Source organism: Brucella sp. GW823-FHT04E01, from assembly GCF_058796175.1.
In genome coordinates this window covers 121,643-135,907 of sequence record NZ_JBXAIK010000007.1, presented here as the reverse complement: position 1 = coordinate 135,907, position 14,265 = coordinate 121,643, and the positions used below count along the sequence as shown (strand labels likewise).

Sequence of the window (14,265 nt, the reverse complement as noted above, 5' to 3'; positions counted from 1 at the left end):
GCCTGATTTGGCATCCATTCTTCAGTATTCAGACGATACAAGCTTCCTAAAATAGCTTTTGGGTCATTGTTTCGCCGCACTAGCTCATCTATACAGGCAGCTTATGATCAGCCGCTGATATGATTGCTTGTTGGGCTGAATAGCGGCAATGACTATAATGGGATATGTCCGGTAAGGATTGTCGTTCGTCGACCGGAAGGAATCGGGAAAGAAAGATGATGATTGCAAGACCTCTCTTCGCCTCCATGCTGAGCGCCGCAGTTTGCCTGACGACGCTTGGAACCGTTGCGGTTCCGGCATTTGCTGCAGGTGCAGGGTCCGAGGTCAAAGTCATCGTTTCCGGCAATGCCATTACAAACAGCGACATTCAGCACCGCGTCGCGTTCCTGAAGCTGCAACGCAAGGGTGGCAATCTCAGTCAGGTCGCGAAAGAAGAACTGACCGATGAAATGTTGAAGCGCATCGAAATGAAATCGCGCAGCATCAACATTACCGACCAGCAGGTCGATGAGGCTTATGCCGGGTTTGCCAGCCGCAACAAGATGAGCCTGGCTCAGCTCAATCAGTTGATGAACCAGTCAGGTGTTACGCCCGACCATTTCAAGAAATACATCATGGTCCAGATGGGCTGGGGCCGCCTCGTCAGTGCCCGTTTCCGTGCGACCGGCATGGTCAGTGAACAGGAAGCCGTTCAACGCATGTTGAAGGATGGCGGTAAGAAGCCTGTGGCAACCGAATATCGCCTTCAGCAGGTCATTTTCGTGATCCCCGCTTCCAAACGCTCTCCTGCCCTGCTTTCCAAGCGCAAGCAGGAAGCCAATGCGCTTCGCTCGCGCTTCCAGAGCTGTGACGCGACCCGTCAGCAGGCCAAAGGCATTCTTGACGTGACCGTCCGTGATCTCGGCCGCATCATCGAACAGCAGTTGCCGAACGAGTGGGCGAAAGCGGTCAAGGCAACATCCGTCGGTGGCACGACCCCGCCACAGGAAACCGAAAAGGGCGTGGAATTCCTGGCAGTCTGCTCGACCCGCCAAATATCGGATGACCGCGTTGCTCAGCTCGTCTTCTCCATGGAAGGTGCGGATTCCCCTGCCGGCCAGGAAAAGAAAGCCGAACAGCTTAGCGAGAAATATCTGAAGGAACTGCGCGAAAAGGCGACGATCGTTAATCGCTAAACCGACCGGACGGTTCATCCGTCCTCTATGGAATATGACGTGATGTCCGCCGCACCTGTTCCTCCCCTCGCCATCAGCATTGGCGACCCTTCTGGCATCGGCCCCGATGTTGTGCTTGCAGCCTGGCTTCAGCGCAGCGAGCTTTCGCTGCCGCCTTTCGCCTTGCTGGCAGATCCGCTGCAACTGGCTGCCCGTGCGCGACACCTCGGTCTTGATGTTGAGATAGAGGTTATTTCCGCTATTCCTGCCGCAAGCGGTGTCTTTTCTCGTGCGTTGCCGGTGCTTCCGCTCGGGAACAAGCTGACGGATAATGTCGGCAAGCCGTTGCCAGAAAACGCTGCAGGCATCATCGAAGCCATCGAGCGCGCGGTCGCGCTCACACTGAAAGGTGAGGCTTCGGCAGTCGTTACCTGCCCAATCTCGAAGAAGCCGCTTTATGAAGCCGGGTTTCAGCATCCCGGCCATACGGAATTTCTGGCGGAACTGGCAAGCAAACATCTTGGAAAGCTTGTTACGCCGGTCATGATGCTGGCCGGGCCACAGCTTCGCGCCGTTCCGGTCACCATACACATTCCGCTTTCCGAAGTACCTGTACGCTTGCGTACTTCCGATATCATCGAAGTATCGCGGATCACCGCCACCGAACTGCACGAACGGTTCGGCATCGCATCACCGCGTCTGGCCATATCCGGACTCAATCCACATGCGGGCGAAGGTGGAGCCATGGGCAAAGAGGATGATGCCGTCATCCTTCCCGCAATCGAGGCGTTGCGCCGTGAGGGGATCAATGCGCGCGGCCCCCTGCCCGCCGATACGATGTTTCACGCGCCAGCCCGCGCAACCTATGATGCTGCGGTCTGCATGTATCACGATCAGGCTCTTATCCCTGCCAAAGCGCTGGCTTTCGACGAAACCGTGAATGTGACGCTCGGGCTTCCCTTCATTCGCACATCGCCGGATCATGGCACGGCCTTCGACATTGCGGGCAAAGGCATCGCTCGCCCGGACAGCCTTGTCGCGGCTATTCGCCTTGCGCAAGAACTGGCTGAGAATGCAGCCAACGGACATTAACGAGTACAAATGGCATGAGTATTGATGGCCTTCCCCCGCTTCGCGAGGTAATCGAACGGCACGATCTGATGCCGAAGAAATCGCTCGGCCAGAATTTCCTTTTCGATCTCAATCTGACATCGAAGATCGCCCGGCAGGCGGGCAATCTGCAGGACCAGCCCATCATCGAAGTTGGTCCGGGTCCCGGCGGACTGACCCGCGCACTTCTTGCCCAAGGCGCTTGTGTCACGGCGATCGAGCGCGATGAACGATGCCTTGATGCTCTTGCCGAAATTGAGGCCCATTATCCGGGTCGTCTGCGCATCATCTCAGGCGACGCTCTTGAGCAGGATTTTTCGACATTATTTCCAGATGGGCCAAAGCCGCGCATCGTTGCCAATCTGCCTTACAATGTTGGCACGCAGCTTCTGCTCAACTGGCTGCTGGTCGAGCCATGGCCACCTTTCTATTCGTCGATGACGTTGATGTTCCAACGGGAGGTCGCCGAGCGTATCGTCGCGACGCCTGACAGTGATCATTATGGACGCCTTGGTGTGCTTGCCGGGTGGAGAACTGTTTCGAAGATCAGCTTCGATGTGCCGCCGCAAGCATTTACACCACCGCCGAAAGTGATGTCGTCGGTCGTCCATATCATTCCGCGTGAAGACCCGCTGCCTTGCAATGCGAATGCGCTCGGGCAAATTACGCAGGCCGCCTTTGGACAGCGCCGCAAGATGTTACGCCAGAGCCTGAAACCGGTTGGCGGGGCCGAGCTTCTTGAGAAGACAGGCATCGACGGAACACGCCGTGCCGAAACGCTCAGTGTGGAAGAATTCGTCGCGCTGGCAAACGCCTATCGCCCGATCAAATAGTTAGAGCGGTTTACTCCTCTAATGACGGTCACTTTTCCCGGTGGCTGCCTTCGCCGCTTCAGGCGCAGCAGGCATGACTGGCAGCTTCATTTCATTGACGATCTGCCCCACGTGGTCGATCTCTTCACGGAAGCTGTTCAGGGACGAGCCAGTCAGTTTTTCACCAGCGTTGAGACGTGCCGTCAACGGATTGACATACTGATCGCCGACCTTGAGCTCATAATAGAGGTGCGGGCCGGTTGAATACCCCGTCGACCCGACATAGGCGATTACTTCACCCTGTTTGACGTGTTCGCCAACCTTCAGGTCTTTTCTGGCCGCTGAAAGATGCGCATAGGTCGTGCTGTAGCCACCCTGATGACGGATACGGACATATTTTCCATATCCCTTCTGATACGAGATAAGCTCCACCACACCGTCACCCGCCGCAACGATGGGCGAGCCGATCGGCGCATCGTAATCCACGCCATTATGGTGTTTGCGAACATGCAGAACGGGATGTATGCGCCAGCCAAAACCATCATTGAGACGGCCATTCGGAAGAGGTTTCTGCATGAGATATTTCGTCATGGAGGAGCCGTCCTCATTAAAGTAATCCGCACCGCCATTGCCTTCATGACGATACAGGCGGCGGCTTTTCCCATCCGTTGTGAACTCGACAAAAACCAGTTCCGGTTCCGTCTCCGCACTTTTGCGGAAGAGCAGGTCGATCAAGTCCGGCCTTTTACCACCATTCAGCGAAATACCATTCTGTGAAGCCAGCCTCTCGACTTCACCGACGATTGCTTTCGGTGCGCCCGCCTGTGCCAGCCGGGACGGAATGGAGCCGCTACTGCTGACCTCATTTTGTGGGTGGTAGGCTGTCAGCATCGCATCGCGCGACAGTCGTGCAAAAAGGCGTTCATTGCCGGTAGCGCGAAAAACGCCATCGTCGGCACGTCCATAGACAGCTTTATCGATATCGCCATGCTCGAAGCGCGCAAGCGCGATGTGCTGTTCGCCATCAGCGCCAGCGTCTTGCCCCGATTTATCGACCAGTAGTTCCAGACTGTCACCGGGTACCAGTTCGGTTCGAGCCAGAGCCTCCTCAAGCCGCTTGCTGTCCTCGATTGCTATGCCTGCTGCCTGCAACAACGCGCCCAATCGTTCGCGTGACTGCGGCGCGACAATAATTTCATGAACCTTGGCTTCTGTTCCTACGGCTGGTCTGGCGAGACTGACATTGACCGGAATACCCCGCTCCAGTGCTTCTTCGGCTGGTTCCGAACGAGATTTCAGCGAGGAAATTCCTCCGCGAAACGCATCATCAATCGCGGCATGTTTCGAGCCTTTGACGTCAAGAACCACGTGCTGGTAGGTGTAAAGGCGCGCGTCGCCGTCCTCGACGCCTTCAGCTATGTCGATGCGTCTTGATACCCGACTTCCGGGGGTAATACTCCCTTCCGGCACCAGTCGCGCTTCTTTCGGTGCGGCGCGGTTCCTTCTCAGTGTAGTTGTATTGAACATGACCGGTTGTGCAGGCCGCCCATGCCGCACCAGCCGCCCTGTCGTAAACAAAAATCCGCCCCCGGCAATGACGGTAGCGGCTGCCAGTGCCAGACAGAACCGCAGATGTGTATGCAGGGAAAACCGGACCTGCCGGAATGGTCTCAGACTGTGGGAAGAAAGTGGCTCGCCCTTGAGGGCAGCTCCGAAGGACGCAAGATCTGGCTCCGCCGTCGCAGCAACTAGTCTTTCGTTTGCTGGCGCTGACCAGAAGACCATTTTAAATAATTCTCCGCCAAGGATTATCGGCGGAAGAGTGGCAAAGACAGCGGCCAAAATAAGGCTTCTGGCGGGATATCCACCAGAAGAGAATCACATTCAGCGAATTGTGAAGATCAGGCCTTCACCCGCCCCCGGCGATGTTCGACCAGCATCGACCATGTATAGAGCGCAAGACCGGCCCAGATCAGCGCGAAAGCACCGAGCTGAGCTGTCGAGAACGGCTCGTGGAAGATGAAAATCGCAAAGAAAAACAACATCGTCGGCGTCATGTACTGCATGAGGCCGAGCGTCGTATAGCGCAGCAATTTGGCACCACCTGCATAAAGGATCAGCGGGATGGCTGTAAAAGGCCCCGCCAGAAGCAGCATCGTCACGTTAAACGCTGGGCCGGTCGAGAAATGGTCCTGACCGTTTGCGGCCAGCCACAGCACATAGCCCAGCGCCGGAATGCACAGGATGAGCACTTCAAGTGTGAAGCCCTGCAACGGCGGCATTGGCAGTGACTTGCGGAAAAAACCATAGAGGCCGAAAGTCAGTGGCAGTGCCAGCGATACCCACGGCAAACCGCCTGCATTAACGGTCAGCAGTATCACAGCAGCGAAAGCCAGTCCCACGGCAACATATTGAACCCTGGTCAGCCTTTCGCCGAGGAAGAGACCGCCAAGGACGACATTGAACAGTGGATTGATGTAATAGCCGAGCGCTGCACCCATCACCTGATCATGAGCCACAGCCCACACATAGATCGACCAGTTGATGGTGATAAGCCCGGCTGTCAGAGCAGCCATGGCCAGCATACGCGGCTGGCGCACGGCGCTGAGAATGCCTTTGAACTGGCCCAGAGCCAGCAAAAGCAGCAGCGCGACCGGAACCGACCAGATCACGCGGTGCGATACGACTTCCATTGCCGGGATGTGGCCAAGCGCCTTGAGATAGAACGGTAGAGCGCCCCAGAGGCCGTAGGCTGCCAGAGCCATCAGAAAACCGCGCGACCCGTCAGAAAGGCGCGTATCGGTGATGGTCTGGTCGGACATGCCTCTCTCCTCGGCGAAACTGAAGATGTCGCAAACCGATTGCGGCAGGCGAAGCATCAAACTTCACCTGCTATGCGCCCAACAACCCATAAAATCCATTCAATTAAACTGATCGAAGCATCAATCGCCGTGAACAGATGGGTTTACTCAGCAGCAGCCAGTCCGGCCATCGCGCGGTTCTTCATCAGCTTGTAATTGACCGAGTCCATCAGTGCCTGGAAGGATGCGTCGATGATATTGTCCGACACGCCAACCGTGCGCCAGCGGGCACCGGTCGCATCTCCGGATTCTATCAGAACGCGCGTGATAGCCGCCGTACCGCCATTGAGGATACGCACCTTGAAGTCCACCAGTTCAAGATCCTCGATTTCGGCCTGAAAACGCCCGAGGTCCTTGCGCAATGCAATATCGAGCGCGTTGACCGGGCCATGTCCTTCGGCGACCGACATGCGAACCTCGCCATCGACCTCCACCTTGACCACGGCTTCGGAAACGGTCTTCAACATGCCGTTGGCATCGAAACGACGCTCGACGAGGCAGCGGAAGGATTCGACCTTGAAGAATTCCGGCTGTGGCGTCAGCATATTGCGCGCGAGCAGCTCGAAACTCGCATCCGCGCCTTCATAGGCATAGCCTTCGGCTTCGCGCTCCTTGACCACGGCAATCAACGTATCGAGACGCACATCGTCCTTCGCAACGCGAATGCCCCGGCGTTCCAGTTCGGCGATGAAATTGGACTTTCCACCCTGATCCGACACCATGACACGCCGGCTGTTGCCAACGGATTCCGGTGGCACATGCTCATAGGTCTGCGGTTCCTTGAGCAGCGCGGAAGCATGAATTCCGGCCTTGGTCGCAAATGCGGAAGTGCCGGTATAGGGTGCCTGCTCCGTCGGCGGACGATTCAGGATATCATCGAAGGCGCGCGAAATCCGCGTGATCCCCTTCAGCGCAGCTGGCTTGATCCCCAGCTCAAAACGCTCGGCCCAATAGGGTTTCAGCGCCAGTGTAGGGATCAGCGAAACGAGATTGGCATTGCCGCAACGCTCGCCTATCCCGTTGAGGGTCCCCTGCACATGGCGAACACCCGCATCGATAGCTGCAAGCGAGACGGCGACCGCCTGCTCGGTGTCGTTATGGGCGTGGATGCCAAGGCTTTCACCCGGAACTACAGCCGTCACGGCGGCAACAATTTCGGCGATTTCCGACGGTTGCGTGCCGCCATTCGTATCGCAAAGCACAACCCAGCGCGCACCTGCCGAATAGGCAGCCTTGGCACAGGCAAGCGCATATTCGGGATTGGCCTTGTATCCGTCGAAGAAATGCTCGCAATCGACCAGCGCTTCCCGTCCTGCCATACGCGCAGCAGTGACGGAAGCGGTGATCGACTCCAGATTTTCCTCATTGGTACAGCCCAGCGCCAAGCGGACGTGATAGTCCCAGCTCTTGGCAACGAAGCAAACAGCATCGGCAGAGGCCTGAAGCAGACTGGAAAGGCCGGGATCATTGGATGCCGAAACGCCTGCACGCTTCGTCATGCCAAAGGCCACGAACTTGGCGCGAGCGGTCTGGCGACGCTTGAAGAAAGCCGTATCAGTCGGGTTGGCTCCCGGATAACCGCCCTCCACATAATCGACGCCGAGCTCTTCCAGCAGCGCGACAATCGACTTCTTGTCCTCCACGGAAAAATCAATGCCGGGTGTCTGCTGCCCATCCCGCAAAGTGGTGTCGTAGATATAGATGCGTTCGCGTGCCATTGTGCCTGCCTGTCGGTGGGTCTGCGGTCCGGTCAACCTTGCTGTTGCGGCCAGCTTTCAGTGTCGTAATCGGGATGCTGGTAGGAAATCATCGTTCGTACAAATTCGATGCTCTCCGGATCGCGTTCCGTTGTGTAGCCGGGAAGATTTGCAAGTTCCGGCACATAGGGCAGCTGCTTTTCGATGCCCCACTGAACCGTCGGCTCGATTTCCTCCGGCGCATCGAAAGCGCCTATGGCAAGCGCGATCCCGTCGGGCGCTTCGTAGGTAAGCGGCGTGCCGCATTCGGGACAAAAGCCCCGCTGCACATGATTGGACGAACGAAAGCGCTTCGGCTCGTTGCGCGTCCATTCCAGCTTCGCATCGCTCACCGACACCAGCGGCGCATAGAAATTACCGAACGCTTTCTGGCACATGCGGCAATGGCAGATCGATGCAGCGCCCATCGCGCCGTCGACGCGAAAGCGAACCGCACCGCACTGGCATCCGCCGGTATAGATCGGTTTGTTATCAAGCGTCATGTCATCCTCCCTGCTCCATAAGCCTGTTAGCCTACCACATCCCAGCTGGTTGTGCGTTCGCCCGTTGCCGGGTCCTTGCCATCCTTGAGCTGAACACCTTCCTGAAGCAGTTCGTCGCGAATGCGATCAGCCTCGGCCCAGTTCTTCTCATTGATGAAGCGCAGACGCTCCGCGATACGTGCTTCGATGGCTTGATGATCCACTTCCGCCTTTGCAAAGACAGGAATATCTTCAGCCATAACGAAATGCGGATCCAACAAGCCCAGCAGCGCCATGCCCTCGCCCAATCCGGTGATATCGCGTGCTTTGAAAGCCTTGCGCAATGTGGTGATCGCCGTCCAGCTGTTCAAATCGTCAGACAAGGCCTCAACGACTTCACCAACTGCGGTCAGCGTTTCCGGTACAGTGAACTTCCTGTCGCGCAGCAAGCCATACCAGCGATGCAGTTCGTCGGCGGATTCTGCCAGACGCTGCGCCGTCCAGTTGATCGGCTCACGATAATGCGTCTGTAGCATCGACAGGCGTGCCGCCAGACCGATCCAGCGATCACGCGCATCAACGTCATCCCATACGCCCAGTTGCGGCAGGCCTTCGTTCAGCACATCGCGAATGGTGATAAAATTGCCGAGCGATTTCGACATCTTCTGCCCTTCGACCTGCAAGAAGCCGTTATGCATCCAGATGTTTGCCATCCGCTCAGTGCCGAATGCGCAGCATGACTGCGCAATTTCGTTCTCGTGATGCGGGAAGACGAGATCGATACCGCCGCCATGGATGTCGAACTGGTTCTTCAGCGGATCATCGCACTTCAATCCGCCACCAAACGGCTCAAGCAGCTTGGCCATCGACATGGCCGAGCACTCGATATGCCAACCCGGCCGGCCCAGCACCGCAATCCCCGCAGGAGACGACCAGCCCGGCTCGCCCTCTTTCGACGGTTTCCACAAGACGAAATCCATTTCGTCCCGTTTGTAAGACGCGACGTCAACGCGGGCGCCAGCCAGCATCTCATCCAGCGAACGGCGGGCGAGCGCACCATAGCGCGGCCCCTTCCGTTCATTCATGGCGGACGGCGAGAAGAGGACATGGTCCTCAGCCACATAGGCCACACCGAGCTTCACGAGACGATCGATCATCGCGCGCATCTCGTCCATATGCTCGGTTGCACGCGGCTGAACACTGGGCTGCAGATTGCCGAGTGCCGTCACGTCAGCCTGAAACTGCGCATTGGTGCTTTCCGTCACACGACGAATGGCTTCATTGAAGGCAAGATCAGGGTAATCCCGCGCGGCACGGGCGTTAATCTTGTCATCAACGTCGGTAATGTTACGCGCATAGGTGACATGTTCTGCGCCATAGACATGACGCAGCAGACGGAACAATACGTCGAAAACGATCACCGGACGGGCATTGCCTATATGCGCGAAGTCATAAACCGTCGGTCCGCAGACATACATGCGCACATTGTCAGCATCGAGAGGAGAAAACTCCTCCTTCATGCGGGTCAGCGTGTTGTACAGACGCAGTTGTGGCGCATAAGCCATTGTAAATATTCCCCAAATAGACCTGTGAAATCAGTGTGCAACTGACCGCAGCCGACTGGCCGGGGCGTTATCATCCAATTTTTATGAAAGGGAGACGAAAACGGCCGGGCCAGCAAACTGCTAGCCAATAATAATCGCACAAATACAAATGATCGTGGTCGGCGTTTTCATGGCTGCACTTATCCTCAGCAGGAGTGCTTCCGTCAAGAACTTTCGCTAAGCGGCTGATAGTTTAGTGAGATCACCAAGCATGTTGTATTTTTGCAACCTGCATATCCCCCTTTCCCGCGTTAACCGGAAAACCGCAAAACCGGCTCCAAACAGCCTTCATTCGGTCTCAATCAATCACAAAATGGTGAGTAGGCATTATCGAAAGGAAGGACCAATGTCTAAGAGTGAACTGCAACCCCGCCAAGACCGACTGGTTGATAAATACCGCGAAATCGGGCCTGCCGTGCTTGTTGCAGCATTGCTGAACGCAACGCGGCGCAGCAGCGACGGTCGTAACGACAATCGCCGGCGTTCCATTCTCGCCGTCAAGAAGACAGGCTGAAGAAGCTGATGTCGTTCAGCGCCGAGCCGCGCAGGCTCGGCGATCAGAGTCGGTGGATGCGTAACAAATAGCGCCAGTTCAGCAAGACTGGCGGTCACGGTTAGAACATCGAAAGCTGCCCGCCATTTCCGTCATCGGATTCGGGCTTGTTCTTTCGCTTCGGCTTTGCATGCTCCGAAGGAACCTGTTCCTCCACACGCTCCTGCAAATCGGGCGTCGTGTTGGCCACCTTGTTGACCTTGTCCGACACCGGAATTGCTTCAAAGAAATCATCCTGAGCCGGACGCATGATATCCGCCACTTCGCGCGGCAGAAAACGTTTGCAGTCCAGCCAGCGGGCAAAATCTTCCGGCTGCACAACAACAGGCATCCGTTCATGGATCGGCCGCAACAGGCCGTTGGCACTCGTCGTCAATATGCCTCCGGTATCGATCTGCGATCCGTCCGCACTGCTCCATGTCTCGATCAAGCCGCCAAAAGCGACAATTCCGCCCTTTCGCGGGCGCACCCAGTAGGCTTGAGCCTTGTTCTTCCCCTCACGGCGCCATTCATAGAAACCCGATGCCGGGATCAGGGCTCGCCGATGGTTCAGCGCCGCACGGAACGAATTCTTCTCTGCAGCCGTCTCGGAGCGGATGTTGAACATGAGCGGCCAGTCGTTCGGGTCTTTGACCCATGACGGGACAAAGCCCCATCGCACCAGCAAGCCGACGCGATCCGGCCTGTTGCTGCCCGGCGGTGGCGTTTCCCCGCCCAGAATAGTCAATATGGGTTGCGTTGGCGCGATGTTGTATCGTGGAGGAAAATCCTCTGCGATCAATGCGGCCGCGAAGGCTTCCAGCTCCTCCCGGCTTGCAGTCAATGAAAAACGTCCACACATGGTAGCCATGTTTAGCGTTTTTCTGCGCCGGTCAAGGGGTGCTTTTCCATTACCAACGGTGTAGCTCTAGCGTGATGAAAACAGTTCCCGTAGTTCCGATACCTCTGAAGATTCATGGTGTTTCGCTGATCTGCAGACGCGAAGGGCGCTTCCTTCTGGTCGAGCGCGGGAAGGAGCCGTGGAAAGGCTGGCTTGCCTTTCCGGGAGGAAGTATCGAACCGGGCGAAACACCCGAACAAGCCGCGATCCGCGAACTCAAGGAAGAAACGGCGCTTGATGCAAGGTCGCTATCTCACGTCATTACTGTAGATCTGGCGCTTGAGGGAAAGGCATATGACAAGAGCTATTATCTGTCTGTGTTCCGGGCCATCGAAGTTTCGGGGCAGGAAATTGCCGGAGACGACGCCACATCCATTCACTGGCTGACAATAGAAGAAATGGCGTCCGCAAAGGTGACGGACAGTACCCTCGATGTCGCCCGCACGGTGGCGGAAAATGAAGACGAGCGCTTGGATATTAATCCTGTTTAGCGATCTGCCTTGAAGAGGCCCCGATTTATAGCAATAGCTCATTTTCAGGTGAGAGGTTTTCGATTGAAAAGCATTCCGTTTTTTCGACCGGCTATCTGCTTCTCGATCGCTTTATGGGTCGGGGCGGCATGTCCGGCTTCCGCTCAGGACGCGCCCTATGAAGGGAAGATGTTGCGGCTCGCCGAAATTCTCGGCTCGCTTCACTATCTGCGCAATCTGTGTGGCGAAGCTGGCAGCGAATGGCGAGATCGGATGGATGCGATTGTGACGGCGGAAAAGCCTTCCGAAGCCGAACGGGTGCGGCTCATTTCGAGCTTCAACCACGGGTATCGCGTGTTCAGCGACAATTATACCCGTTGCACCCCTTCGGCGCTTGCGGCGATTGATCGCTACATGAAGGAAGGCGAGGACTTGTCGAACGAGATCATCTCGCGCTATGGAAATTAACCAATCATTCACTCTTGTGCGGATTGACAGGATTAGTTCGTTCAAATCCGTGATAATCTGTTAACACTGTCTTAAGCAGGCAGTCACGTTGCCAGATGGTTGAGCTCCCGCGAAACGGTGAGACACCGACAGTGCAACAGAAAGGCGAAAGCCAGGATGAAGTCTATGGAACATGCACCGGCCGATCTGGACGAAATGATTGCGCGCGAGAAGAAACTCGTCGCAATCGAATATCACAACGAGGCCTGGGCAGACGGTATCTCTGAAGGTATCGAACCGGAAATCCTTGCCGAAGCAGCCTTTACGACCGCGCTCACTGAACTGATCCGTGAAGCGGGCGACGATTGTGCGCTGGAGCTGATTGAGAAAATGCGCGAACAGATTGTAGCGGGAACCTTCCTGCCGCAGCGCATTCTTCAATAGCATCGATAAAGCGCCGGTCGCGGGACCAGACCGGCGTAGCAGTTCCCTCCCGGCGTCCCTCTCCTTGCGCCAAATGTCATTCCCGATCAGGAACTTCGCCTCGCTCCGAGCTTTATTGGCCGGGTTATTCCTTGCCTGTGGCATTGCCTTGCCCGCAGCTGCGGCAAGCTCTTTTGACCTCGCGCTGGCGGACCAGTCGGACTTCCTGCAACGCCCCGGCGGCCGTGCAGTGACGGATGAAAGCGACAGCTCTTCCCCTATTCCCCTGCCTGGCGCGCTTCCTCGCGCGGTGCCAAGAGTGTCGCCGGACAACGCACCTGCCCCGGCTGCATCCTCCAAGCCCATGCCGGAAATCCACCGCGATTTCGACAAGCTGCCCGAGCCTGTGAGGCTGACGCGTGAGCGCATGCTGGAAGCTGCCAGCTCCGGCGACATTGAGCAATTGCGACCGCTCCTCGGCGTCGAGGACAAGGCCACCCAGCTCTCGCTTGAGGATCATGAGGAAGACGTTATCGATTTCCTCAAATCGCTGTCGGGCGACGAAGCAGGCCGTGAAGTTCTGGCAATCATCGTCGATCTACTGGATACCGGCTATGTGCATCTGAATGCAGGCAAGGACGACGAGGTTTATGTCTGGCCCTATTTCTACGCCATGCCCCTCGACAGACTGACGCCGCCGCAGATCGTGGAGCTTTTCGAAATCGTCACCGCCGGTGATTTCGAGGATATGAAGAAAGCAGGCGGCTATATCTTCTACAGTATCGGTATCGGGCCGGACGGTAGCTGGCGCTTTTTCACTGCGGGTGAATAGTCAGACCCCGAAACGTACCCGGCTCGGCGGCTCGTTGTAGATGCGTTGCCAGACCCGGCGAAACTGCCGTGCGGAAGCAAAACCCGCTTGCGCCGCTACATTCTCGATATCGAGCTCGGAATTCAAAAGCATCTCGCGCGCAAGGCTGATCTTGAGACGATTGACATAGTCGGTCACCGTCATTCCGGCATATTCATTGAACAGACGCGAGAAGTTGCGCGGACTCGCACCGCCAATATCCGCCAGTCGTTCCACCGACCATTCCGCCGCCGGATCGTGCGCGATGGCATCCTGTGCGCGATGCACAACCGGATTCATATGGTTTCGCCCATCAAGCCAGGGCGATAGTTGCGGATCACTGCCACTGCGCCGCAGATAAACGACCAGATAACGCGCAACCGCCAGCGCCGTGGCGTGATCGGTCAGCCCTGCAACGATGTGCAGCATCAGATCGATGCCTGCGGTGATGCCCGCGCTCGTCAGCCGCTCGCCGTCTTCAACGAACAGCCTGTTCTCATGCACGCGTGCAGCAGGCGCCAGCCGTTCGAGTTCACCAAGCGTTAGATGGTGCGTGGTGCAGGAATAGCCGTCGAGTAATCCCGCGCGCGCTGCGAGCAGCGCACCGGAACAGATCGTCACCAGCCGCACACCGGGGCGAACTGCCCGGCGAAGCCATAGAACGATTTCATTTTCCAGTGCCGCATCAGCGGATCGGTGGATCTCCGCGTTTCCAAGCGGAATATCGGCAGCACCCGAAACAATGACCAGTGCGTCATCTGGCAAGGCTTCTGGCAAAGGCTCCACCCCCGCCACTGGCAGACCGATGGAACTAAGCACGGTCGATGCTGGCCCGATATAACAAACGTCGAACCGTAACTTATGCTGTTCAAGATTTGCCTTG

The 14,265-nt window shown here is 56.9% G+C and carries 15 protein-coding genes; 8 read left to right on the top strand and 7 right to left on the bottom strand.

From position 1 onward, the window contains the following. Nucleotides 1-215: 215 nt before the first annotated feature. The 3 genes from AC1RHM_RS22455 to rsmA are packed head-to-tail and all read left to right on the top strand — an operon-like array spanning nucleotide 216 to nucleotide 3,097. On the top strand, nucleotides 216-1,175 hold the full coding sequence (locus AC1RHM_RS22455) for a peptidylprolyl isomerase (RefSeq protein ID WP_010661664.1): 960 nt from the start codon (nucleotides 216-218) through the stop codon (nucleotides 1,173-1,175). A 42-nt stretch (nucleotides 1,176-1,217) separates the two neighbouring features. Continuing rightward, nucleotides 1,218-2,246, top strand: a complete 1,029-nt coding sequence (pdxA, locus tag AC1RHM_RS22450; RefSeq protein ID WP_029925228.1) for a 4-hydroxythreonine-4-phosphate dehydrogenase PdxA — start codon at nucleotides 1,218-1,220, stop codon at nucleotides 2,244-2,246. A 14-nt stretch (nucleotides 2,247-2,260) separates the two neighbouring features. Then, the gene (gene rsmA, locus AC1RHM_RS22445) at nucleotides 2,261-3,097 is read left to right on the top strand and encodes a 16S rRNA (adenine(1518)-N(6)/adenine(1519)-N(6))-dimethyltransferase RsmA (RefSeq protein ID WP_029925230.1); all 837 of its coding nucleotides are present in this window, start codon (nucleotides 2,261-2,263) and stop codon (nucleotides 3,095-3,097) included. An 18-nt stretch (nucleotides 3,098-3,115) separates the two neighbouring features. On the opposite strand, the gene AC1RHM_RS22440 is transcribed toward rsmA, so the two are convergent. The 5 genes from AC1RHM_RS22440 to cysS all read right to left on the bottom strand — a co-directional run bounded on the left by AC1RHM_RS22440 (nucleotide 3,116) and on the right by cysS (nucleotide 9,720). Continuing rightward, nucleotides 3,116-4,861 carry a M23 family metallopeptidase gene (locus AC1RHM_RS22440; protein WP_029925232.1) on the bottom strand — a complete coding sequence of 582 codons (1,746 nt, stop codon included), beginning with the start codon at nucleotides 4,859-4,861 and terminating at the stop codon, nucleotides 3,116-3,118. 116 nt (nucleotides 4,862-4,977) lie between these two features. Continuing rightward, a complete protein-coding gene (gene rarD, locus AC1RHM_RS22435; protein WP_029925235.1) occupies nucleotides 4,978-5,898 on the bottom strand; it encodes an EamA family transporter RarD in 921 nt (306 codons plus the stop codon). Nucleotides 5,899-6,041: 143 nt separating this feature from the next. Beyond that, the gene (gene cimA, locus AC1RHM_RS22430) at nucleotides 6,042-7,655 is read right to left on the bottom strand and encodes a citramalate synthase (protein WP_010661659.1); all 1,614 of its coding nucleotides are present in this window, start codon (nucleotides 7,653-7,655) and stop codon (nucleotides 6,042-6,044) included. A 32-nt stretch (nucleotides 7,656-7,687) separates the two neighbouring features. Beyond that, entirely contained in the window at nucleotides 7,688-8,176 is a 489-nt protein-coding gene (locus AC1RHM_RS22425) for a GFA family protein (protein WP_036585779.1), read from the bottom strand. A gap of 26 nt (nucleotides 8,177-8,202) precedes the next feature. After that, a complete protein-coding gene (gene cysS, locus AC1RHM_RS22420; RefSeq protein WP_036585782.1) occupies nucleotides 8,203-9,720 on the bottom strand; it encodes a cysteine--tRNA ligase in 1,518 nt (505 codons plus the stop codon). A 385-nt stretch (nucleotides 9,721-10,105) separates the two neighbouring features. On the opposite strand from cysS, the gene AC1RHM_RS22415 reads away from it, so the two are divergent. Continuing rightward, entirely contained in the window at nucleotides 10,106-10,273 is a 168-nt protein-coding gene (locus tag AC1RHM_RS22415; RefSeq protein ID WP_010661656.1) for a hypothetical protein, read from the top strand. Between the two features lie 100 nt (nucleotides 10,274-10,373). Here AC1RHM_RS22415 and AC1RHM_RS22410 read toward each other — a convergent pair whose 3' ends face one another. Continuing rightward, entirely contained in the window at nucleotides 10,374-11,153 is a 780-nt protein-coding gene (locus AC1RHM_RS22410) for an SOS response-associated peptidase (protein WP_010661655.1), read from the bottom strand. Between the two features lie 74 nt (nucleotides 11,154-11,227). Here AC1RHM_RS22410 and AC1RHM_RS22405 point away from each other — a divergent pair, with 74 nt between their 5' ends. The 4 genes from AC1RHM_RS22405 (at nucleotide 11,228) to AC1RHM_RS22390 (ending at nucleotide 13,364) form a co-directional block, all read left to right on the top strand. After that, a complete protein-coding gene (locus AC1RHM_RS22405) occupies nucleotides 11,228-11,683 on the top strand; it encodes an NUDIX hydrolase (protein ID WP_036585784.1) in 456 nt (151 codons plus the stop codon). A gap of 72 nt (nucleotides 11,684-11,755) precedes the next feature. Continuing rightward, the gene (locus tag AC1RHM_RS22400; RefSeq protein WP_373418758.1) at nucleotides 11,756-12,130 is read left to right on the top strand and encodes a TIGR02301 family protein; all 375 of its coding nucleotides are present in this window, start codon (nucleotides 11,756-11,758) and stop codon (nucleotides 12,128-12,130) included. 156 nt (nucleotides 12,131-12,286) lie between these two features. Then, on the top strand, nucleotides 12,287-12,553 hold the full coding sequence (locus AC1RHM_RS22395) for a hypothetical protein (RefSeq protein ID WP_010661652.1): 267 nt from the start codon (nucleotides 12,287-12,289) through the stop codon (nucleotides 12,551-12,553). 73 nt (nucleotides 12,554-12,626) lie between these two features. Further along, on the top strand, nucleotides 12,627-13,364 hold the full coding sequence (locus AC1RHM_RS22390) for a hypothetical protein (RefSeq protein ID WP_036585786.1): 738 nt from the start codon (nucleotides 12,627-12,629) through the stop codon (nucleotides 13,362-13,364). Here the strand turns inward: AC1RHM_RS22390 and AC1RHM_RS22385 are convergent. Continuing rightward, nucleotides 13,365-14,265, bottom strand: a 901-nt coding sequence (locus tag AC1RHM_RS22385; RefSeq protein ID WP_492332631.1) for a GlxA family transcriptional regulator, incomplete at its 5' end; no start/stop codon positions are given.

Coding starts and splice junctions, on each gene's coding strand:
- AC1RHM_RS22455 (WP_010661664.1), top strand. CDS start 216: ATGATGATTGCAAGACCTCTCTTCGCCTCCATGCTGAGCGCCGCAGTT.
- pdxA (WP_029925228.1), top strand. CDS start 1,218: ATGTCCGCCGCACCTGTTCCTCCCCTCGCCATCAGCATTGGCGACCCT.
- rsmA (WP_029925230.1), top strand. CDS start 2,261: ATGAGTATTGATGGCCTTCCCCCGCTTCGCGAGGTAATCGAACGGCAC.
- AC1RHM_RS22440 (WP_029925232.1), bottom strand. CDS start 4,861: ATGGTCTTCTGGTCAGCGCCAGCAAACGAAAGACTAGTTGCTGCGACG.
- rarD (WP_029925235.1), bottom strand. CDS start 5,898: ATGTCCGACCAGACCATCACCGATACGCGCCTTTCTGACGGGTCGCGC.
- cimA (WP_010661659.1), bottom strand. CDS start 7,655: ATGGCACGCGAACGCATCTATATCTACGACACCACTTTGCGGGATGGG.
- AC1RHM_RS22425 (WP_036585779.1), bottom strand. CDS start 8,176: ATGACGCTTGATAACAAACCGATCTATACCGGCGGATGCCAGTGCGGT.
- cysS (WP_036585782.1), bottom strand. CDS start 9,720: ATGGCTTATGCGCCACAACTGCGTCTGTACAACACGCTGACCCGCATG.
- AC1RHM_RS22415 (WP_010661656.1), top strand. CDS start 10,106: ATGTCTAAGAGTGAACTGCAACCCCGCCAAGACCGACTGGTTGATAAA.
- AC1RHM_RS22410 (WP_010661655.1), bottom strand. CDS start 11,153: ATGTGTGGACGTTTTTCATTGACTGCAAGCCGGGAGGAGCTGGAAGCC.
- AC1RHM_RS22405 (WP_036585784.1), top strand. CDS start 11,228: ATGAAAACAGTTCCCGTAGTTCCGATACCTCTGAAGATTCATGGTGTT.
- AC1RHM_RS22395 (WP_010661652.1), top strand. CDS start 12,287: ATGAAGTCTATGGAACATGCACCGGCCGATCTGGACGAAATGATTGCG.
- AC1RHM_RS22390 (WP_036585786.1), top strand. CDS start 12,627: ATGTCATTCCCGATCAGGAACTTCGCCTCGCTCCGAGCTTTATTGGCC.